Here is a 20,367-nt window from a genome sequence, read left to right on the forward strand (position 1 = left end):
GGGCGGCGGTCGGCCGGGGTGACCGGCCGCCGCCCGATCACCTGCCGAGCGGCTAGCGTCGCACCGTGGCGCGCACGCTCCTCGTGACCAACGACTTCCCACCCCGGACCGGCGGCATCCAGACGTACCTGCAGGCCTTCGCCGACCGGCTGCCGCCGGGGGAGCTCGCCGTCTACGCGCCCGCGTGGCCGGGCGCGGCACGGTTCGACGCGGCCTCGCCCGTGCCGGTGCACCGGCACGGGAGGTCGCTCATGCTCCCCGAACCGGCGGTGGCCGCCCGTGCGGCGGCCCTGGCCCGCGAGCACGGCGCCACCACCGTCTGGTTCGGGGCGGCCGCGCCGCTCGCGCTGCTCGGACCGCACCTGCGCAGGCGCGCGGGCGTCCAGCGCGTGGTCGCGAGCACGCACGGCCACGAGGTGGGCTGGTCGATGCTGCCGGGCGCGCGCCAGGCGCTGCGCCGCATCGGTGCCGACGCCGACGTGCTCACCACGATCTCCCGCTACACCCGGTCCCGGGTGGCGGCGGCGTTCGGCCCGCGGGCGGCGCTCGAGGTGCTGCCCGCGGGGATCGACACCGACCGGTTCCGGCCCGATCCGGCAGCGCGGGCGGAGCTGCGCAGGCGCTACCGCATCGGCGACGCGCCGCTCGTGGTGTGCGTGTCCCGGCTGGTGGCCCGCAAGGGGCAGGACGTGCTGATCCGGGCCCTGCCGCTGGTGCGCGAGCGCGTGCCCGGCGCGCGGCTGCTCCTCGTCGGCGACGGTCCCGCCGCCGCCCGGCTGCGGCAGCTGGCCCGGGCGAGCGGCGTGGCCGACGACGTCGTGTTCGCGGGAGCCGTGGACGCGGCCGAGCTGCCGGCCCACCACGCGGTCGGCGACGTGTTCGCCCTGCCGTGCCGCACCCGCGGCGGTGGTCTCGACGTCGAGGGGCTCGGCATCGCGCTGCTGGAGGCGGCCGCCATCGGGCTGCCCGTTGTCGCGGGGGAGTCGGGCGGGGCGCCGGAGACGGTCCAGGAGGGGCGCACCGGCCACGTCGTCGACGGGCGGGACGTGGCGGCCGTCGCGTCCGCGGTGGCCGGCCTCCTCGCCGATCCGGACCGCGCGCGGGCGATGGGCGCCGCCGGGCGCGCCTGGATGGAGCACGAGTGGACCTGGCCCGCCCGGGTGGCCCGGCTGCGCGCCCTGCTGGCCGGGAGCCCGGCGTTGCAGCCGAGTGCGCGGCCACCGGGCGACGCTCCTCGGCACGACGAGCTCATCTAGGCTGCTCCGCCAGGGAGGCGTCTGGGTGCCTGGTGGCCCCCGCGGTCTTCAAAACCGACGTGGCCGAGCATCTCGGTCAGGCGGGTTCGATTCCCGTCCGCCTCCGCCAGCTCCCCGTCAGGGATCGAGCCGGATCCGGCCCCGGCCGGCGACCGCCCGCCCGATGACAGCCGCGTCGAGGCCCTGCTCCCGCAGCTCGGCCACCGCCGCCGCGGCCCGCTCGGGCTCGGCGCCGAACAGCAGCCCGCCGGACGTCTGGGCGTCGGCGAGCAGCACGACGTCGGTCTCGCCGACGCCGGGCGCGAGGTCGAGCACGTCGGCGACCCAGTCGCGGTTGCGCCGGGTGCCGCCGGGCACGATCCCGGCCTCCGCCTGCTCCCGCGCCCCGGGGAGGAGCGGCACGGCGCCCACCTCGACGACCGCGTCCACCCCGGACGCCGCCGCCATCTTGCGCAGGTGGCCGAGCAGCCCGAAGCCGGTGACGTCGGTGCAGCCGCTCGAGCCCGCGGCGAGCGCGGCGGCGGCCGCGGTGGCGTTCGGCGTGCACATCGTGGCGACGGCGGCGTCGAGCAGCTCGTCGCTCGCGGTGCCGGCCTTCACCGCCGTGGTCGCGATCCCGACCCCGAGCGGCTTGGTGAGCACGAGCGCGTCGCACGGGCGCAGGCCCGCGTTGGTGAGGATCCGGTCCGGGTGCACCTCGCCGACGACCGCCAGCCCGTACTTGGGCTCCGGATCGTCGATCGAGTGGCCGCCGACCACGGCGAACCCGCACTCGCGCCCCACGTCCGCCCCGCCCGCGAGTACCTCGCCGAGCATCTCCGCTGGCAGCACCTCGGACGGCCAGGCCACGATGTTCAGCGCGAACAGCGGGCGCCCGCCCATCGCGTAGACGTCGGAGACGGCGTTGGTGGCGGCGATGCGGCCCCACGTGCGCGGGTCGTCGACGACCGGGGTGAAGAAGTCGGTGGTGGCGACGAGCGCGCGGTCGGTGTCGAGCCGCCAGACTGCGGCGTCGTCGCCGGTCTCCGTGCCGACGATGAGGTCGGGATGGGTGGCGGGGGTGACGGTCGCGAGGATCTCGGCCAGTCGGCCGGGGCCGATCTTGCAGCCGCAGCCCGCGCCGTGGCTGAACCGGGTGAGCCGTTCGCTGTCCGCCTGCCGCGCCACTGCGTCCGCCATGGCTGGATCGTAGGCTCGGCCCGTGGTCATCGACCCGCGCCGCCGCGTGCCCCGCACCGACGCGGTGCTCGCCGAGCCCCGCGTCGCCGCGGCGGCCGTCCGGCTGGGCCGGCAGCTGGTGAAGCAGGCCGTGACGGCCGCGCAGCAGCGGGTCCGCGACAGCGCCCTGCCGCCGGACGAGATCGTCGACGCCGTGCTGGGCGCGTTGCCGCCCGCCGCCACGACGCTGCGACCGGTGCTCAACGCCACCGGCGTGCTGCTGCACACCAACCTCGGCCGGGCCCCGCTCGGCGCCGCCGCGCGCGAAGCCGTCGCCGTCGCCGCGGGGACCTGCGACGTCGAGCTGGACCTGGCCACCGGCACCCGCGGGCGGCGCGGCGCCGGGGTGGTCGACGCGCTGCTCGCCGCCGTCCCGGGTGCGAGCGGCGCGCACGTCGTCAACAACGGAGCTGCTGCGCTCGCGCTCGTCGCCGCGACGCTCGCCGCCGGCCGGGAGATCGTCGTGTCCCGCGGCGAGCTCGTCGAGATCGGGGACGGGTTCCGGATCCCGGACCTGGTCGAGTCCACCGGCGCGCGGCTGCGGGAGGTCGGCACCACCAACCGCACCCACCTCGCCGACTACGAGCGGGCGATCGGGCCGGACACCGCGTTCGTGCTGAAGGTGCACCCGTCGAACTTCACCGTCACCGGGTTCACCAGCGCGGTCGGGCCCGCGGAGCTGGCCGGTCTCGGGGTTCCGGTGGTCGTCGACATCGGGTCGGGCCTGCTCGCCCCCCACCCGTTGCTGCCCGACGAGCCGGACGCCGCCGGCATGCTCGCCGCGGGCGCCGCGCTGGTCACGGCGTCCGGGGACAAGCTGCTCGGCGGCCCGCAGGCCGGGCTGATCCTCGGTGATGCCGGCCTGGTCGAGCGCGTCCGCCGGTTCCCGCTCGCCCGCGCGATGCGCGTCGACAAGCTGACGCTCGCCGCGCTGGAGGCGACGCTGCGCGGCCCGGTGCCGCCGGTGCGCGCCGCCCTCGACGCGCCGGTCGCCGAGCTGCGCGCCAGGGCGGATGCGCTCGCCGCCCGGCTCGCGGGGCTGGACGTGCAGGTCGTCGACTCGCACGCGACGGTCGGGGGTGGTGGCGCACCCGGCGTCGTCCTGCCCAGCGTCGCGCTCTCGCTGCCCGAGCCCTACGCGGCGGCCCTGCGCGCCGGCAGCCCGGCCGTGCTCGGGCGGCTCGAAGGTGGTCGCTGCCTGCTGGACCTGCGCGCGCTGGGCCGGGCCGACGACGAGACGCTCGCGGGATGCGTCCGCGCGGTCCGGTCCGGACCGTGACCAGCAGGATGGCGACGAGCCGGGTGGTGGCGACCGCCGGGCACGTCGACCACGGCAAGTCGACGCTGGTGCGGGCCCTGACCGGCATGGAGCCCGACCGGCTGGCCGAGGAGCGGCGCCGCGGCCTCACGATCGACCTCGGGTTCGCCTGGACCCGTCTGCCCTCGGGCACCGACCTCGCCTTCGTGGACGTCCCCGGGCACGAGCGGTTCGTGACGACGATGCTCGCCGGGGCCGGCCCGGTTCCGGCGGCCCTGATCGTGGTCGCCGCCGACGAGGGGTGGATGCCGCAGTCGGCCGAGCACCTCGACGCGCTGGACGCGCTCGGCGTGGAGCACGGCCTGCTCGTGATCACCCGGTGCGACCTGCTGGATCCCGAGCCTGCCCGCGAGGAAGCGCTGGGCGAGATCGCCCGCTCCGCGCTCGGCGTCCCCGAGGTGGTGGAGGTCTGCGCACCGCGCGGCGAGGGCATCGACGCGCTGCGCAGCGCCCTGGACGCCCTGGTCGCGACGGTCCCGGAGCCCGACCCGCACGCCGACGTGCGGCTGTGGATCGATCGGGCGTTCAGCATCCGGGGTGCCGGCACCGTCGTCACGGGGACGCTGGGCGCCGGCACGATCCGGGTGGACGACGAGCTGGAGCTCGGCGGCCGCCGGGTGCACGTACGGGGGCTGCAGAGCCTCGGCGAGCCGGTGGGGGAGGCGCGCGGGGTGGCGCGCGTCGCGGTGAACCTGCGCGGGGTCCCGCGGGAGGCGGTCGCCCGTGGCGAGGCGCTGCTCACCCCGGGCGCCTGGCTCGCGCCCGCCGAGCTCGACGTTGCGCTGCGCGGCGTGCGCGGGGCGGAACCCGGCCCGCTGCCGCGTGAGGTGATGCTGCACGCCGGCTCGGCTGCCGTCGTGGTGCACGTCCGCCCGCTCGGTCAGGGCCACGCCCGGCTGCGCCCCGAACACCCGCTGCCGCTGCGGATAGGGGATCGGGCGGTGCTGCGCGACCCGGGCCGCCGCGCCGTCGTCGCGGGCGTCGAGGTGCTCGACGTCCTCCCACCCGCCCTGCGCCGCCGCGGTGCGGCCGCCCGCCGGGCCGCGGAGCTCGCCGAGCCCGGGTTCGGCACCGCGGCGGGCGAGCTGCGCCGCCGGGGTCTGGTCCGGGTCGCGGACCTGGTGGCGATGGGCGTGCCCCGCGCCGAGGTCGACACCCTCTCCGCGCTGCGGGCGGACGGCTGGCTCGTCGCACCCGCCCGGGCGGCGGAGGCCGTCTCCGCGCTCGCCGCAGCGGTCCGCGCCCACGACGCCGCCGAGCCGCTCGACCCCGGCCTCACGATCGAGGCGGCCCGGCGGGCCGCGGACCTGCCCACAGCCGGGCTGGTCACCGCCGTCCTCACCAACGCGGGCCCCGAGGACCCGCAGCTGCGCGCCGGCCGCGTCCACCTCGGCCGGGCCCACGGGCTGCCGCAGCAGGTGCGCGCGGCGATGGAGAAGCTGCGCGCCGACCTCGTCGTGGAACCCTTCCGCGCCCCCGACGCCGGCCGCCTCGCCGAGCTCGGCCTCGGCCCGCGCGAGCTGGCCGCGCTGGTGCGGGCGGGCGAGCTGGTGGCGATCGCCGACGGCGTGGTGCTGCTGCCCGATGCGCCCGACCGCGCGGTGACCCTGCTCCGCAACGTCGGCCCCGCGTTCACCCTCAGCGAGGCCCGTCAGGCGCTCGGCACCACCCGTCGGGTGGCCGTACCGCTACTGGAACACCTCGCACGCACCGGCCGCACCGTGCGTGTCGATGATCTCACCCACCAGCTCCACTAGATCGCCCGACCGCGCATATTCATGGTCAGCAACCGGGTACTCCGCGGCACCTCGGTCGTGTGGGCCGGCCAGATCGTCGGCCGGGCGACCGGAACAAGGAGGAACCGGTGATCGTTCTAGGCGTGATCCTTTTGGTCCTGGGCTGGCTGCTCGGGATCTCCCTGCTGACCTACCTCGGCGGCATCCTGCTCGTCGTCGGAGTGGTCCTGCTCCTGCTGGGCAGCGCCGGCCGGGCCGTCGGTGGCCGCAGGCACTATTACTGACCCCTGGACGAACGGTCCACAGAGGACCGTCGCACTGACACAGGACCCCGCGGCTGCTACCGGCTTCCCGGAGCAGCCGCGGGGTCCGCGTCGTTCGTCAGGCCGGGGCCTTCGCCCCGCTGTAGATGCTCGCGATGTCGGCGGCGAACGTCTTCGCCACGACCGCGCGCTTGACCTTCATCGTCGGGGTCATCTCGCCCCCCGCCTCGGTGAAGTCCACCGGCAGGATGCGGAACTCGCGGATCTGCTCCGCCCGCGAGACCGACTGGTTGGCGTCCTCGACCGCCTGGGCGATCTCGGCCCGCAGGTCCGGGTCGTCGACGAGATCGGCGATGGCGGTGTCCGCCGGCTTGCCCGCGCGGTCGAGCCAGCCGGGGAGGGCCTCGGCGTCGATCGTGACGAGCACGCCGATGAACGGCTGTCCGTCGCCGACCACCATGCACTGGCTGATCAGCGGGTGGGCGCGCAGCCGGTCCTCCAGCACGGCGGGGGCGACGTTCTTGCCCCCCGCCGTCACGATGAGCTCCTTCTTCCGGCCGGTGATCCGCAGGAAGCCCGCGTCGTCGAGCTCGCCGATGTCGCCGGTGTGGAACCAGCCGTCCTCGAGCGCCTCGGCGGTGGCGGCCTCGTTCTTCCAGTACCGGCGGAAGACGATCGGGCCCTTGACCAGCACCTCGCCGTCGTCGGCGATCCGGACGGAATGGCCGGGCACCGGCCGCCCGACCGTGCCGACGCGCTGGGCGCCGAGCGCGTTGAGCGTGACGCCCGCCGTGGTCTCCGTGAGGCCGTACCCCTCGAGAACCGGGAGGCCGACGCCGCGGAAGAAGTGGCCGAGGCGCTCGCCGAGCGGCGCCGCACCGGACACCGCGGCCACCACGTTCCCACCGACGACGTCCCGCAGCTTGCTGTAGACCAGCCGGTCGAAGAGCGCGTGCCGCAGGCGCAGCGCGAGGCCCGGTCCGCCGGTGTCCTGGGCGCGGCTCCAGGCGACGGCGGTGTCGGCGGCCATGTCGAAGATGCGGCCCTTGCCGCTGTCGTGGGCGCGTTGGCGGGCGCTGTTGAAGACCTTCTCGAACACGCGCGGCGCGGAGAGGATGAACGTCGGCCGGAACGAGGCGAGGTCGGGCAGCAGCCGCTTCACGTCGGGCGTGTGCCCCACCACCGTGCGCGTGTAGAGGGCGCCGCACTGGATGACCTTGCCGAACACGTGCGCGAGCGGGAGGAACAGCAGCACCGACCCGCGGTCGGACAGTAGCTCCGGGAGCAGGCTCACGGCGCTCTTGACCTCGCTGACGAGGTTGCGGTGGGTCAGCTCGCAACCCTTGGGGCGGCCCGTGGTGCCGGAGGTGTAGATCAGCGTGGCGAGGTCGTCGGCGCGCACGGCGGCGCTGCGGGCGCGCACCTCCTCGGCCGGGGTGTCGGCGCCCAGCGCCACGAGCGCCTCGACGGCGCCCGGCGTGCCCTCCGACGGCTCGATCTGCCAGACGTGCCGCACACCGGGGCAGGCGGCCCGCACGCTCTCGACGAGCCCGGCGTGCCTGCTCGACTCGACGATCGCGGCGACCGCCTCGGAGTCGGACAGGATCCAGCCGATCTGCTCGGCCGACGACGTCTCGTAGATCGGCACGGTGGCCGCGCCCGTGGCGAGGATCGCGTAGTCGATCAGGCCCCACTCGTAGCGGGTGCGCGAGAGCAGCGCGACGCGGTCGCCGGGCCGCACCCCCGCGGCGATCAGCCCACGGGCCACGGCCACGACCTCGTCGGCGAACTGCGCGCAGGTGACGTCCGACCACTCGCCGGACGCGTCCGGGCGCCGGTACACCACCACGGAACCGTGCTCGTCGGCGTTCGCGTACACCGCATCGAGGAGGTTCTCCTCGTCACCCACGCGGAACGTGGCTGGAACGCTGTACTCGCGCACGCTGTGACCTCCTGGCCGGCACTGGCTCCCGTTTCCCGAAACCTACCTCGCGGTAGGGGCGATCGGCACGACCTGTTCACTACGCTGGCGCGGTGCCGTCGGTGGATGTGGTGGACGAGACGTTCCTCGCCGTGCCGCCCGCCGTCGTGGCGGCCGAGTTCGCCACGCCCTCCCGGTGGCCGCAGCTGTGGCCGGACCTCCAGCTGCAGGTCATGACCGACCGCGGCGTCCAGGGCATCCGGTGGACGGTGCGCGGCGCGCTCGTCGGCAGCATGGAGGTCTGGCTCGAGCCGGTGCTGGACGGCACCCTCCTGCACTACTACCTGCGGGCCGACCCGCAGGGCCCGGACGGGCGGCCGCGGCCGGCGCCGCCGCGCCGTGCCGCCGTCGAGGTCGGCAGGCGCCAGCGCGCGGCCAAGGCCATCGCGTTCGCGTGCAAGGAGCGGCTCGAGGCGGGCCGGGAGCCGGGCGAGCCGCCGAGGGCGGGGCACTAGGCGGAACGACGTCAGCGGCGCTGACGGTGCTCTCGGAACCCCGCCGGGTGGCCGTGCACATCACGCGGTGTCGGTGCACATGTCCGGCGGTGTGTGTCGTGGCGGGAAGGTGTGCACGGTGGCCGGCGGCGTTCCGCGGAACGCGGCGCGGTGCCGTTGTGGTGCCGTCCACGTGGGAACCGTTCCGGTGGGCGCGCCGTTCCCGGCTCGGGCCACCCAGCCTCACCTATCCGCCCCCGGCTGCTGGTGTGGTCGATCCAGTTCGCCTTGCCCCTCACCTCCGGGGGGCGGCCGGGTTGGGACAACTACCGAGTTCTGTGGTTGCGCTGGCGGCCGTCCCCGACGCGGGGGCACGGCGGTCCCGACGAACACCTGGCGTGGGTGCCACGCAACCGGCTGTGGTCCCGTTCCCACCCAGCAACCCCTGCCATCCGGGCGTGATCAGTGCAGACGCCCCGTCCCTGGACTGGTCCGGCCTGACCGTGCGCGGATGGGCTGGGGTGTGAGGGTCGGGACCACAGCAGGTTGCGTGGCACCCAGCCGCGGCGGTCTCGTCCCGACCGCCGTGCCCCCAAGCCGGGGACGGCTGTCCACGCAACCACAGGATTCGGTAGTTGACCCAAGCCAGCCACCCCCACCAGCCGAAGAGATCGACGGGAACCGGGGGAACACCCGAGAGGCTGACAGCGAAGGCGGGCGCCGGGAGACCCGAGCCGGGAACGGCGCGCCCACCGGCGGGTTCTGTGACCAGGCCGACCCGACGGCGACCAACCAGAACCGCAGGGACCGCGCCGCCCGAGCGACCATGATCCGAACTGGCGGTTGCCCATGGCTGCGCCGACAACCATGGACGCCCGATACAGCGGATCTTGCCCACGAAGATCGCATGCATCGGTTGCCCATGGCCACAGCGGTAGCCGACCGATACTCCGGATCATGCCCGCGACCACCGCTGGCGGCCCGGCAGCCGTGATCACACGGCCGGCTGTGCGTCGTGCCCATAGCCGGGTAGCGAGGTAGCGTTGATCGCATGCGCGTGCACGTGGTTTCCGACGTGCACGGCGCCTCCGACGCGCTCTCGCGGGCCGGCGACGGGGCCGATGCGCTCGTGGTGCTGGGCGACCTCGTGGACTACGTCGACTACCGCGACCCGGCGGGCGGCATCCTCGGGCGCGTGCTCGGCCCCGAGGTGAGCGCCGAGTTCGGGCGCCTGCGCACCTCGGGAGGACGGGACGAGCTGATCCGTTTCGTCCGGGAGGCGTGGGCGCGGGTCCCCGATGCGCCCGCCGTGGTGGAGGACGCCGTGCAGGAGCAGTACGACCGGATGTTCGGTGCGCTCACCGCTCCGACCTACGCGATCCCCGGCAACGTCGACATGCCCCGGCTGTGGCCGCGCTACGCCCGCCCGGGGCTCACGCTCGCGGACGGCCGGGTCGTGGAGATCGGCGACCTGCGGTTCGGGTTCGTCGGCGGCGCCCCGCTGCCACCGGGCGTCGAGCCGCGCGAGGGGGGTCCGTGGACGCCGCACCTGCTGCGGGCGGCGGACTTCACCGCGGCCGTGAAGGCCCTGGATCGGGTCGACGTGCTGTGCAGCCACGTGCCGCCCGCCGTGCCCGAGCTCGCGTTCGACGTGGTCACGCGGAGGGCCGAGGCGTCGTCCGCCGCGCTGCTGGACGTCGTGCACCGCGACCGGCCGCGCGCGGCGTTCTTCGGACACGTCCACCAGCCGCTCGCGCCGCGGGTGCGCGTGGGACGCACCGAGTGCGTCAACGTCGGGCATTTCCGCGCCACCCGCACTCCGTACGTGCTCCGCTGGTGACGGGGGCCCACCCCGGTAACGTGCGCCCCATGGCCGACGCTACGACCTCCTCGATCACCATCGCCGCGCCGCCCGAGCACGTGATGGCCGTGATCGCCGACTTCCCCGCGTACCCGGAGTGGGCCGAGCAGGTGAAGAGCGTCGAGGTGCTGAGCAGCGGCGACGACGGGCGCGCCGAGCGGGTCCGGTTCACGATGGACGCCGGACCGATCAAGGACTCCTACACCCTCGACTACAACTGGGCGCCCGACGGCCGCTCGGTGAGCTGGACGTTGGTGAAGGGGCAGATCCAGAAGGCGCAGAACGGCTCCTACACCCTGGCCGGTACGGCCGGGGAGACCACGGTGACCTACTCGCTCGCCGTGGACCTGAACATCCCGATGATCGGCATGCTGCGCCGCAAGGCGGAGAAGGTGATCATCGACACCGCGCTCAAGGGGCTGAAGCGACGGGTCGAGAGCACTTCCTGACGGCCCCGCCGACAGGTCCGACCTGTTCGCGCGATTACCCTTCCGCGTCGTGCGCGTCGTCCTGTTCACCGGCAAGGGAGGCGTCGGCAAGACCACCCTCGCCGCGGCCACCGCCGCCCTACTCGCGCGCTCCGGCCGCAAGGTGCTGGCGGTCTCCACCGACCCCGCGCACTCGCTCGGCGACGCGTTCGACGTCGAGCTCGGCGGAGAGCCCGTCGAGCTCGATCCCGGCCTGTCGGCCGCGCACGTCGACACGCGGTCGCTGCTGGACGGCGCGTGGGCCCGGCTCCAGGGGCACCTCGGCACGCTGCTGGCAGGCGCGGGCGTCGACGAGCTGATGGCCGACGAGCTCACCGTGCTGCCGGGCGTCGACGACCTGCTCGCCCTCGGTGAGGTGCGCAGGCTCGCGGAGAGCGGGCTGTGGGAGGTCGTGGTGGTTGACTGCGGCCCCACCGCGGAGACCCTGCGGCTGCTCGGCCTGCCCGAGGCGCTCTCGACCTACCTGGAGCGGCTGTTCCCGGCGCACCGCCGTGCCGTCCGCGGCCTGATCAGCGGGCTCGCCGCCGGCCGCGAGGCGCAGCCGGCATGGGACCGGGCGATCGGCGCACTGGACGCGCTCGCTGAGCAGCTGCAGGGGTTGCGCAGTCTGCTCGCCGACCACGACACGACGTCGATCCGGCTCGTGCTCACCCCGGAGCGGGTGGTGGCCGCGGAGACCCGCCGCACGCTCACCGCGCTGGCGCTCCACGGGCTGCGCGTGGACGCGCTCGTCGCCAACCGGATGATGCCCGAGGCGCCGTCGTCGCTGCGCGGGCCGGCGGGCCGCTGGCTCCGTGAGCGGTACACCGAGCAGAGCGCGGTGGTCGCCGAGCTCGCCGCGCTGCCGGTACCGCTGCGCGTCGCGGAGCACACGGCCGCCGAACCGACCGGGATGTCCGCGCTGCTCGAGCTCGCCCGCGGCCTCTACGGCACCGACGACCCCGCCGCCGTTCCCGACACCCCGGCCGCCCCGCTGCTGCAGGTCAACCGCACGGCGGGCAGCGGAACGTCGCTGGACTCGGCGTTCGAGCTCGTCCTGCGCCTGCCCGGGGTGGCAGCCGGCCCCGTCGACCTCGTCCGGCTCGACGACGACCTCGCCGTCACCACCGGTGGCACGCGGCGGATGATCGCGCTGCCGCCGGTGCTGCGGCGCTGCACCGTCACCGGCGCCCACGTCGCGGGCGACGACCTGTGCGTCGCGTTCGTCCCCGACCCCGCGGTCTGGCTCCGGTGAACGCGCCGGATGATTGCGGCGGGCACGAGGGGATCGGGGAGGACCTCAGGACGCTCGCGCTGGCCGCGCTCGACCGGATCGACCCGGTGCTCGAGCGGCTCCGCGCCGAACCGGCCAGCGAGGCGCCCGAGACCTGCGCCTCGTGCCCGGTCTGCGCCGTCATCGCCGCGCTGCGCGGCGAACGCCCCGAGCTCGCCGTCCGACTGGCCGAGCACGGCGCCGGGCTCGTGGCCGTGTTGCGGACGGCGCTGCAGGAGGGCGCCGCCGCTCCGGCGACCACGGACCTGACCGACCCGCCGCCCGCGCGTCGAGTGCAGCGGATCCGGGTCGATCGGCGATGCTCATGACGGTGCTGACCATCGGCGTCGACGTCGGCGGGACGAGCGTGCGGGCCGGGGTCGTCGACGCGGAGGGCAACGTCCACGACACCGCACGCACCCCCACCCCGCGCAGCGAGGCCGCCCTGGAGGCCGCGCTCGCCGGCGTGATCGGAGAGCTCGCGGCGCGGCACCCGGTCGCGGCGGTCGGGCTCGCGCTCGCCGGGTTCGTCACGCCCGACCGGCGGGGCGTCCGGTTCGCGCCGCACCTGTCCTGGCGCGACGCGCCGGTCGCCGACCGGATCGCCGAGCGGATCGGCCTGCCGGTCGTCGTCGAGCACGACGCGAACGCGGCCGCGCTGGCCGAGCGGCACTTCGGGGCCGCTTCGGGGGCAGGCACGGTTGTGTTCGTCGCGCTCGGCACCGGCATCGGCTCGGCCCTCCTGATCGGCGGCGAGCTGTACCGGGGTGCGTTCGGGGTGGCGCCCGAGCTGGGGCACCTGCGCGTCGTGCCCGACGGGCGGCCGTGCCCCTGCGGGAAGAACGGCTGCTGGGAGCGCTATTGCAGCGGCACGGCACTGGCCACGACCGCCGTCGAGCTGCTCGCCCGCAACCCCGGCGGCTCGCCGCTGCTGCGCAGGCTCGTGGCGGGCGACCCGGGCCGCGTCACCGGGCAGCGGGTGGCCGCCGCCGCGCGCGATGGCGATCCGGTGGCCGTCGCCGCGATGGACGAGCTCGCCCGCTGGCTCGGAGAGGGCCTCGCGCTGGTGGCCGACGTCTTCGACCCGGAGCTGGTGGTGATCGGCGGGGGTGTGTCGGGGTCGGCGCCGCTCTTCCTCGACGAGGCGCGCGAGCACTACGCGACCACGGTCACCGGCGCGGGCCGCCGCCCGCTGGCCCGCATCCGCACGGCGCAGCTGGGCGAGGCGGCCGCGGTGGTGGGCGCGGCACAGCTGGCCCGGGAAGTCGCGCACCGCCGCTGATGGTTCCGACGAACGGCGCGTTCGTCGGATAGGTACCGACGAACGCGCCGCTCGTCGGAACGGGAGTCAGATCACTGCGCCGTCGTCGTCGCCGTCGTCGGTGCGGTCCGGCGGGTCGGGCCACAGGCGGAGCACCAGCCAGCCCAGGCCGGCCGCGAGCCCCACCAGGCCCAGCGGGAGGCCGTAGATCTCGGAGACACCCAGCCAGCCGGGGGACACGACCAGCACCAGTCCGATGGCGATCAGGGTGAGCCCGACCAACGCCGGCGGGCCGAGGCGGGGCAGCGGGGGCGGCTCCGGGGGGATGAAGTGCTCGTCCTCGGGCAGCGTCGGGGGGATGTAGGAGCGCGGCGGCAGGGGCGGCGCGGCCGGCGGAGCGGGCGCGGTCTCCCGGGGGGCGGCGTCGGGCTTCGGTGTCGCGTCGGGCGCCTCGTCGTCGGGCAGGAGGCCGTCGGGCGCCAGGTCGGCGGGTCCCAGGTCGGCGGGCCACTGGGGCACGTCGCCCTCGTTCCGCCAGAGCGCCACGATCGCGTCGAACTCGTCGGGCGCCGCGCCGTCGGGCTGGGGGCGCTCGTCGGGATCGCGGTTCACGCGGCCTCCTCCCTCGGTGCGGGCCGGCGCAGCGGGAACACCATCCTGACACGAGTGCACCGGGGGAGGGGAAGAGTTCGCCCCCAGTTGCGGAGCCGATACCCCGGTGCCCGTTGTCGCCGGCTCCGGCCGCTCCGTAGGCTGGCGCAGTCGAGCTGGAGGGGGCACGCCCAGGTGTTGTACTGGTGGTCCAAGTACGTCCTCCTCGGCCCCCTGCTGCGGCTGTTCTTCCGGCCCTCCATCGAAGGCGTCGAGCACGTCCCCACGCAGGGCGGGGCGATCCTGGCGAGCAACCACCTCGCCGTCGCCGACTCGTTCTTCCTGCCGCTGCTCGTGCCCCGGCGCATCACGTTCCTTGCCAAGCGCGAGTACTTCACCCAGCCGGGCCTCGTCGGTTGGTTCAAGAAGATCTTCTTCACCGGCGTGGGCCAGGTGCCGATCGACCGCTCCGGCGGGTCGGCGGCGCAGGCGGCGATGGACACCGCCGTCCGGCTGCTGCGCGAGGGCAACCTGCTGGGCATCTACCCCGAGGGCACCCGATCGCCCGACGGTCGCCTCTACAAGGGCAAGACCGGCGTGGCGCGGATGGCGCTCGAGGCGAACGTCAAGGTGATCCCGGTGGCGATGATCGGCACCGACAAGGTCAACCCCATCGGGTCACGGATGTGGCGACCGCGCAAGGTCCGCATCAAGATCGGCCCCCCGCTGGACTTCTCCCGGTACGCGGGTATGGCGGGCGACCGGTTCATCGAGCGCTCGATGACCGACGAGATCATGTACGCCCTGATGGAGCTGACCGGTCAGACCTACGTCGACCTGTACGCGGCGTCGGTGAAGGAGAAGGCGGCGGCCGCGGAGTCCGGCGCCGCCGCCACCCCCACGCCGCCGATCCCCACCGACGGCGAGGGCGACGACGGTCGCGGAGCGAGCCGGGTGCCGGGCACCCGGGCGAGCTAGCACCACCCCAGGTCAGCCCGCCCTACGAGCGGGTAATACCGTGCGGGTGTGGCGCGATGGTCGGGTGTGGCGGAGCCGGACGACCCCCTGCGCGCCGACGACGCACTCGTCGGCGCGCAGCACGAGGACGTCCTGCTCGGTTCCGACCCCGTGGACGACGACGAGCCGGCCGATCCGGTCCTCGACGAGGTCGAGGAGAACCCGGTTGCCGTCGCGGTGCTGGACGACCGTCCCACCACCGAGCTCCCACGCCTCGTGGTCGGGCCCGCCCCCGAGCCGCCCGGCAGGTGGGCGGGCGCGGCACCGTGGGCGGTGTTCGCCGTCGTCGCCGTCGTCGTGATCACGGCGACCAGCACGTGGGCGTCGTGGTTGCAGGGCCCCACGGCCCAACGCCAGAGCTTCACCGGGCTGATGCAGCCGGTGCCGACGTCCGCCGCGGCTGCTCCGCAGGCCGCGCCGGTCGCGCCTGCGCCGTCCCCGGACCCCGAGCCCGAGGTCGAGCCGCAGCCCGAGCCGGTACGGGAGCCGGTGGCGCGGCCCACCCAGCGACCGCGGACGACCCGGACACCGGCGCCGGCGGCTCCTCGTCCGACAGGCGCGGCCGTGAACGGGACCGTCACCACGAGCGGGAAGCCTGCGGCCGAGTCCGCGCCGAAGACGTCCGCTCCGGGCGCCGCGGCCGGCGCCGCCAACGCGGAAGCCGCCGAGACGGACGACGAGAGGGACGCGGACAAGGATCCGGCCGACGCGGACAAGGCGCAGCCGGAAGACGAGAAGGACGACTAGACCGCCGGACGGGCCGGCGCCGCACATGTGATGAGCATCGTCAACTAACCTCTCGACGTGCGGTTCTTCTACGACTGCGAGTTCATCGAGGACGGGACGACCATCGACCTGGTGTCGATCGGCGTGGTCGGGGAGGACGGGCGTGAGTTCTACGCGGTGTCCACCGAGTTCGACCCGAGCCGGGCGGGGGCGTGGGTTCGTGCCAACGTGTTGCCGAAGCTGCCCTCACCAGCGGATCCGGCGTGGTGCTCACGCGCTCAGCTGCGCGCCGACCTGCTGAAGTTCCTCACCGCGGCGCCGGGGGACGTGGAGCTGTGGGCCTGGATCGCGGCGTACGACCACGTGGCGCTCTGCCAGCTGTGGGGCGCCATGCCGGCGCTGCCGCGAGCGCTGCCGCGCTTCACGCGGGAGCTGCGGCAGCGCTGGGAGGAGGCGGGGCGGCCACCGCTCCCACCGCCCACGGCCGACGCGCACGACGCACTTGCCGATGCGCGGCTCAACCGCAGGCGCTGGGAGGCGATCGAGGCGGCGGTGGCCGCCCGCTGACGCTGGATCAGGTCCGGATCGTCTACGTGAAGATGCTCACGCCGCCCGGGCCGACGAGCAGCCCGACGATGATGAGCACGATTCCCCAGAGCATCTGCCCGCGCAGGAGCGAGAGCACGCCTGCGACGACGAGGATCACTGCGACAATCCACAATAGAGTCGACATGCACGAGAGTTCCCAGGGAGCCGGAATGGAATCCGGCCGAACGGGTGGTCACGGCAGGTCCTACTCTTGGTCCTCGTGAACTGGACGGTCGACGCACCGGTCGAGGTGCTGCCCGAGTTGCCTCCGCTGCCCCCTGACCTGCGGGCCCGTCTCGACGACGCGCTGTCCCGCCCGGCCGCGCAGCAGCCCGAGTGGCCAGACGCCGAGCACGTCGCCCACGTCCGCACCGTGCTCGAGAGTGTGCCCCCGGTCACACTGCCGCCGGAGGTCGACCGGCTGCGGGAGCGGCTCGCAGCCGTTGCGAGGGGCGAGGCGTTCCTCCTGCAGGGCGGCGACTGCGCCGAGACGTTCGTCGACAACACCGAACCGCACATCCGGGCCACCATCCGCACGCTGCTGCAGATGGCGATCGTGCTGACCTACGGCGCCTCGCTGCCCGTGGTCAAGGTGGGCCGGATCGCGGGTCAGTACGCCAAGCCGCGCAGCGCCCCCGTCGACGCGCTGGGCCTGCCGTCCTACCGCGGTGACATCGTCAACTCGCTCGTGGCCACCCCGGAGGCCCGGGTGCCCGACCCGTCCCGCATGGTGCGCGCCTACGCCAACGCGGGCGCGGCGATGAACCTGGTGCGGGCGCTCACCGCCACCGGCATGGCCGACCTCACGATGGTGCACGACTGGAACAAGGACTTCGTGCGCACCTCTCCCGCCGGGGAGCGGTTCGAGGACATCGCCACCGAGATCGAGCGCGCCCTCAACTTCATGCAGGCGTGCGGCGTGGATGACCACAACCTGCACAGCGTCGAGTTCTACGCCAGCCACGAGGCGCTGCTCATCGACTACGAGCGCTCGTTGCTGCGCCTGGACGTCACCCGCCCGGAACCGCGGCTGTACGACCTCTCGGCGCACTTCCTGTGGATCGGGGAGCGCACCCGCCAGCTCGACGGCGCCCACATCGCGTTCGCAGAGCTGCTCTCCAACCCGATCGGGCTGAAGATCGGCCCGACCACCACGCCGGAGCTGGCCGTCGAGTACGTCGAACGGCTCGACCCGCACGCCACGCCGGGCCGCCTCACGCTCGTCAGCCGCATGGGCAACGGGCGGGTCCGGGACGTGCTGCCGGCGATCGTGGAGAAGGTCGAGGCGTCCGGGCACAAGGTCATCTGGCAGTGCGACCCGATGCACGGCAACACCCACGAGTCCACCACCGGCTACAAGACCCGCCACTTCGACCGGATCGTCGACGAGGTGCAGGGCTTCTTCGAGGTCCACCGCGCGCTCGGCACCCACCCGGGCGGCATCCACGTCGAGGTCACCGGCGAGGACGTCACCGAGTGCCTCGGCGGTGCCCAGGAGATCTCCGACGCCGACCTCTCCGGCCGCTACGAGACCGCCTGCGACCCGCGCCTGAACACCCAGCAGTCGCTGGAGCTCGCGTTCCTCGTGGCGGAGATGCTGCGCGGCTGATCGCCGCGCCGGCTGCGCGATCGGGCGGGCCGGCGTCCGATGGTCTCGAGCCGACATCACTCACCAGGCCTTTTTCGCAGCGCCGCGCATCATCCAGGCCAACCTCCACCAGGCCTTCGGTGGCGCCGCGCATGGTGCGGGGCCGCCCCTCACGCCTCAAGGGCGCCTGCGGCGTCGCTTCGCGATCGCTGCGCGACCCTTGACCCGTGAGCCTCTGCGGCCCCTCTGGGCCCGCTTCGCGGGCAGGCTGCAGGCCTGCCCCCTTCGGCGCGCGGCGCCACCGAAGGCCGGTCTCACCACCAAGATCACGGCTTCGGCGCGAAAACCGACGCCCTGCGTCGGGAAACGCACCCAACTGGTGATCTTCGCAGCTCACGCCCCCTTCTTGGCTGATGCATCCCGGCGACCGGTCGCATGGACCGAATCGGGGTGCGTGAGCCGAAACGGGGTGCGCGACGAACAAGGACAAGGAGATGCCGACGCCAGGAGGCCCTGGGAAGGCACACCTCGAGCCCGGAGACCTCGAGCCGCGGCGACCAGGACACCGTCTAGACCGTCGTGAGCGTGACCGTCGTTTCCCGCTCCACCGTCGCGCCTGCCCGCGGGCTCTGCTCCACCACCTGGCCGTCCCTGCGGCCGAGGAACGGGATCACGCTACGGCCCTTGGCGCGCAGGTCGAGCTCCTCGAGGATCTCGGCGGCGTCGTCGAAGTCCTTGCCGACCACGTCGGGCACCTTCACGGTGTCCGACTCGCCGCTGCTCACCACGATCGTCACCGGCTGGCCGACCCGCAGCGCGGTGCCGGCCTTCGGGTCGGTTCGCAGCACGGCGCCGGCGGGCACCGACTCGCTGTCGTCGGTGTCCCCGGAGCTGCGCACGGGCGTGAGACCGGCGGCGCGCAGCGCCTGCTCGGCGTCCGCCACCGAGGTGCCCGCCGCGATCTGGGGCACCGTGGGACGTCCGGTCGACACGGTGATCTGCACGATGGTGCCGCGCAGCAGTTCCGCGAGCGGCGCCGGGTCGGTGGCGCTGACGAGGCCCTCGGCGACCTCGTCGTCGTAGGCCTCGGTCACCCGCCCCACGAGATCGGACTCGCTGAGGAGCCGCTGCGCCGCCACGGCCTCCAACCCCACCAGGCTCGGCATCTCCGTCCAGCGCCCGCTGCCCAGCCACCACGCCGTGACCCCGACGAGCAGTGCCAGCACGAGGACGATCGCCGTCCACACCGCGAAGGCCCGGCGGCTGCGCCTGCGGGCGCGCACGTGCGGCGGCGGGCCGCCGTCGTCGGGGCGGGGGAGGGCGCGGGTGCCCCGCGGTCCCGGGACGGGAAGGGCGGCGCTCACCGCCGTACCCACCCCGGTTCCGGTGGTTCCGGCGGCGAGGCGCTGTGGCGCGGCGGGCACGGTGTCCTGCTCCTCGACCGGACGCGGCGGCGGCACGGGCGGCGGCACGCGCGGGACGTCCAGGTGCACGGCCACCCGGTGCAGCTCGGCGAGCATCGCCGCCGCGTCGGCCGGGCGGACGGCGGGGTCGCGCCGGGTGCTGCGCAGTACGAGCTCGTCCAGTTCGGGGGGCACCTCGCCTGCGATCTGCGACGGCGGCGGCACCTCGGAGTTCACGTGCTGGTACGCCACCGAGATCGCCGTGTCGCCGCCGTACGGCGGTGCCCCGGTGAGCAGCTCGTACAGCATGATGCCGGCCGCGTAGACGTCGCTGCGCGCGTCGGCCTTGCCGGTGGCGACCTGTTCGGGGGAGAGGTACGCGACCGTCCCCATGATCATCCCGGCCGTGCTGGCGCCCGCCTGTGCGCTCGCGGTGACCAGGCCGAAGTCGGCGACCTTGACCTCGCCCGTGCGGCTGATCAGCACGTTCTCCGGCTTCACGTCGCGGTGCACCAGACCGAGCCGGTGGGCCGCCGACAGGCCGGAGAGCACCTGCTCCATCACCGCGAACGCGGCCGGGACCCCGAGTGGGCCCCGCGCGCGCAGGACGTCGCGCAGCGTGCCGCCCTCCACCAGCTCCATGACGAGGAACAGCAACGGCCCGTCGCCACCGAGGCCGGTGCCGGCACCGGTGGGGGCCTGCCCCTGGTCGTAGACGTCGACGACGGCGGGGTGGTCGATGCGCGCCGCGGAGCGGGCCTCGCGCTCCAGCCTGCCGCGGAACGCGGGATCGGCGGCCAGCCGGGGATCCAGCACCTTGATCGCGACCGGCCGGTCGAGCCGCGTGTCGGTGCCGCGGTACACGGTGGACATTCCGCCGCGGGCGAGCAACGAGCCCACCCGGTAGCGCGCGTCGAGCAGCGCGGCAGCCGGGGCGTTCACGCGATGACGGTACCGTCCGAGCTTTCCGCTTCTCCCACGCGGCGCGCCTGTGGCATCGTATCGCCCCGTGAACGACGTTGTCGGGCTGTCGGCGGACATCGCGACCCTGCCCATCGCGGAGATGGCGCAGCGGCTGGGTCAGCCGGTCTCCCGGGTGCATCAGCTCGTGCGCGACGGCCATCTGCTGTCGTTCCGGCGCGACGGGGGAGTCGTCGTCCCGACCGACTTCCTCGGCGACGACGGCGCGGTGATCAAGGGGTTGTCGGGCACCATCACCGTCCTGAGGGACGGCGGCTACGCAGACGATGACATCCTGCGCTGGCTCTTCGCGGAGGACGACTCGCTGCCGGGCACCCCGGTCGCGTCACTGCGCGCCGGCCGGCACCGCGAGGTCAAGCGCAGAGCCCAAGCGATGGCCTTCTGACGCCTGCACGCACCGCGACT

20 protein-coding genes and 1 tRNA gene are annotated in these 20,367 nt (G+C 74.6%); 16 read left to right on the forward strand and 5 right to left on the reverse strand.

Annotation, left to right across the window (positions count from 1 at the left end; genetic code table 11):
- Nucleotides 1–65: 65 nt before the first annotated feature.
- Complete coding sequence (locus FB388_RS09630) at nt 66–1,256, forward strand: glycosyltransferase family 4 protein (protein ID WP_142099554.1); 1,191 nt, start codon at nt 66–68, stop codon at nt 1,254–1,256.
- 13 nt (nt 1,257–1,269) lie between these two features.
- Nucleotides 1,270–1,365 (forward strand) — tRNA-Sec (locus tag FB388_RS09635).
- An 8-nt stretch (nt 1,366–1,373) separates the two neighbouring features.
- On the opposite strand, the gene selD is transcribed toward FB388_RS09635, so the two are convergent.
- A complete protein-coding gene (gene selD / locus FB388_RS09640; protein ID WP_142099556.1) occupies nt 1,374–2,435 on the reverse strand; it encodes a selenide, water dikinase SelD in 1,062 nt (353 codons plus the stop codon).
- A 22-nt stretch (nt 2,436–2,457) separates the two neighbouring features.
- Between selD and selA the strand changes: the two genes are divergently transcribed.
- The 3 genes from selA (at nt 2,458) to FB388_RS39320 (ending at nt 5,812) form a co-directional block, all read left to right on the forward strand.
- A complete protein-coding gene (gene selA / locus FB388_RS09645; RefSeq protein WP_246121785.1) occupies nt 2,458–3,753 on the forward strand; it encodes an L-seryl-tRNA(Sec) selenium transferase in 1,296 nt (431 codons plus the stop codon).
- Nucleotides 3,754–3,761: 8 nt separating this feature from the next.
- Nucleotides 3,762–5,549: a selenocysteine-specific translation elongation factor gene (selB, locus tag FB388_RS09650; RefSeq protein ID WP_142102828.1), complete on the forward strand. Its 1,788-nt coding sequence runs from the start codon at nt 3,762–3,764 to the stop codon at nt 5,547–5,549.
- Nucleotides 5,550–5,656: 107 nt separating this feature from the next.
- Nucleotides 5,657–5,812, forward strand: coding sequence for a DUF6131 family protein (locus tag FB388_RS39320; protein WP_246121786.1), 156 nt, complete (start codon nt 5,657–5,659; stop codon nt 5,810–5,812).
- 97 nt (nt 5,813–5,909) lie between these two features.
- Here the strand turns inward: FB388_RS39320 and FB388_RS09655 are convergent, their stop codons facing one another.
- On the reverse strand, nt 5,910–7,733 hold the full coding sequence (locus FB388_RS09655; protein WP_142099558.1) for an AMP-dependent synthetase/ligase: 1,824 nt from the start codon (nt 7,731–7,733) through the stop codon (nt 5,910–5,912).
- Between the two features lie 92 nt (nt 7,734–7,825).
- Between FB388_RS09655 and FB388_RS09660 the strand changes: the two genes are divergently transcribed.
- From FB388_RS09660 to FB388_RS09685, 6 genes are all read left to right on the forward strand, one after another.
- Entirely contained in the window at nt 7,826–8,227 is a 402-nt protein-coding gene (locus tag FB388_RS09660) for a polyketide cyclase / dehydrase and lipid transport (protein WP_142099560.1), read from the forward strand.
- A gap of 1,030 nt (nt 8,228–9,257) precedes the next feature.
- Nucleotides 9,258–10,046 (forward strand): metallophosphoesterase family protein, encoded by a 789-nt coding sequence (locus FB388_RS09665; protein ID WP_142099562.1) that lies wholly within the window; start codon nt 9,258–9,260, stop codon nt 10,044–10,046.
- 29 nt (nt 10,047–10,075) lie between these two features.
- The gene (locus tag FB388_RS09670) at nt 10,076–10,516 is read left to right on the forward strand and encodes an SRPBCC family protein (protein WP_142099565.1); all 441 of its coding nucleotides are present in this window, start codon (nt 10,076–10,078) and stop codon (nt 10,514–10,516) included.
- Between the two features lie 49 nt (nt 10,517–10,565).
- A complete protein-coding gene (locus FB388_RS09675; protein ID WP_142099567.1) occupies nt 10,566–11,789 on the forward strand; it encodes an ArsA family ATPase in 1,224 nt (407 codons plus the stop codon).
- Nucleotides 11,786–12,136: a hypothetical protein gene (locus FB388_RS09680; RefSeq protein WP_142099569.1), complete on the forward strand. Its 351-nt coding sequence runs from the start codon at nt 11,786–11,788 to the stop codon at nt 12,134–12,136. The genes FB388_RS09675 and FB388_RS09680 overlap by 4 nt, the downstream gene beginning before the upstream one ends.
- Nucleotides 12,133–13,089, forward strand: coding sequence for an ROK family glucokinase (locus tag FB388_RS09685; RefSeq protein ID WP_142099571.1), 957 nt, complete (start codon nt 12,133–12,135; stop codon nt 13,087–13,089). Before FB388_RS09680 ends, FB388_RS09685 begins: the two co-directional genes overlap by 4 nt.
- Nucleotides 13,090–13,155: 66 nt before the next feature.
- On the opposite strand, the gene FB388_RS09690 is transcribed toward FB388_RS09685, so the two are convergent.
- Nucleotides 13,156–13,680: a hypothetical protein gene (locus tag FB388_RS09690; RefSeq protein WP_142099573.1), complete on the reverse strand. Its 525-nt coding sequence runs from the start codon at nt 13,678–13,680 to the stop codon at nt 13,156–13,158.
- A 174-nt stretch (nt 13,681–13,854) separates the two neighbouring features.
- Here FB388_RS09690 and FB388_RS09695 point away from each other — a divergent pair, with 174 nt between their 5' ends.
- Genes FB388_RS09695 through FB388_RS09705 form a run of 3 tightly spaced genes read left to right on the forward strand, consistent with a single transcriptional unit; the run spans nt 13,855 to nt 15,969 of the window.
- Nucleotides 13,855–14,637, forward strand: a complete 783-nt coding sequence (locus FB388_RS09695) for a lysophospholipid acyltransferase family protein (protein ID WP_142099575.1) — start codon at nt 13,855–13,857, stop codon at nt 14,635–14,637.
- A gap of 48 nt (nt 14,638–14,685) precedes the next feature.
- Entirely contained in the window at nt 14,686–15,423 is a 738-nt protein-coding gene (locus FB388_RS09700; protein WP_142099577.1) for a hypothetical protein, read from the forward strand.
- Nucleotides 15,424–15,480: 57 nt separating this feature from the next.
- The gene (locus FB388_RS09705; RefSeq protein ID WP_142099579.1) at nt 15,481–15,969 is read left to right on the forward strand and encodes a polyadenylate-specific 3'-exoribonuclease AS; all 489 of its coding nucleotides are present in this window, start codon (nt 15,481–15,483) and stop codon (nt 15,967–15,969) included.
- A gap of 22 nt (nt 15,970–15,991) precedes the next feature.
- Here FB388_RS09705 and FB388_RS40305 read toward each other — a convergent pair whose 3' ends face one another.
- Complete coding sequence (locus FB388_RS40305; RefSeq protein ID WP_281290392.1) at nt 15,992–16,135, reverse strand: GPGG-motif small membrane protein; 144 nt, start codon at nt 16,133–16,135, stop codon at nt 15,992–15,994.
- A gap of 75 nt (nt 16,136–16,210) precedes the next feature.
- Here FB388_RS40305 and FB388_RS09710 point away from each other — a divergent pair, with 75 nt between their 5' ends.
- Nucleotides 16,211–17,599 (forward strand): class II 3-deoxy-7-phosphoheptulonate synthase, encoded by a 1,389-nt coding sequence (locus tag FB388_RS09710; RefSeq protein ID WP_142099581.1) that lies wholly within the window; start codon nt 16,211–16,213, stop codon nt 17,597–17,599.
- Nucleotides 17,600–18,147: 548 nt separating this feature from the next.
- On the opposite strand, the gene pknB is transcribed toward FB388_RS09710, so the two are convergent.
- Entirely contained in the window at nt 18,148–19,923 is a 1,776-nt protein-coding gene (gene pknB, locus FB388_RS09715; RefSeq protein ID WP_246121788.1) for a Stk1 family PASTA domain-containing Ser/Thr kinase, read from the reverse strand.
- A gap of 67 nt (nt 19,924–19,990) precedes the next feature.
- Here pknB and FB388_RS09720 point away from each other — a divergent pair, with 67 nt between their 5' ends.
- Nucleotides 19,991–20,347: an Rv2175c family DNA-binding protein gene (locus FB388_RS09720; protein ID WP_342787885.1), complete on the forward strand. Its 357-nt coding sequence runs from the start codon at nt 19,991–19,993 to the stop codon at nt 20,345–20,347.
- Nucleotides 20,348–20,367 lie beyond the last annotated feature (20 nt).

Origin of the sequence: Pseudonocardia cypriaca, from assembly GCF_006717045.1 — a bacterium.
Taxonomy (GTDB): Bacteria; Actinomycetota; Actinomycetes; order Mycobacteriales; family Pseudonocardiaceae; genus Pseudonocardia; species Pseudonocardia cypriaca.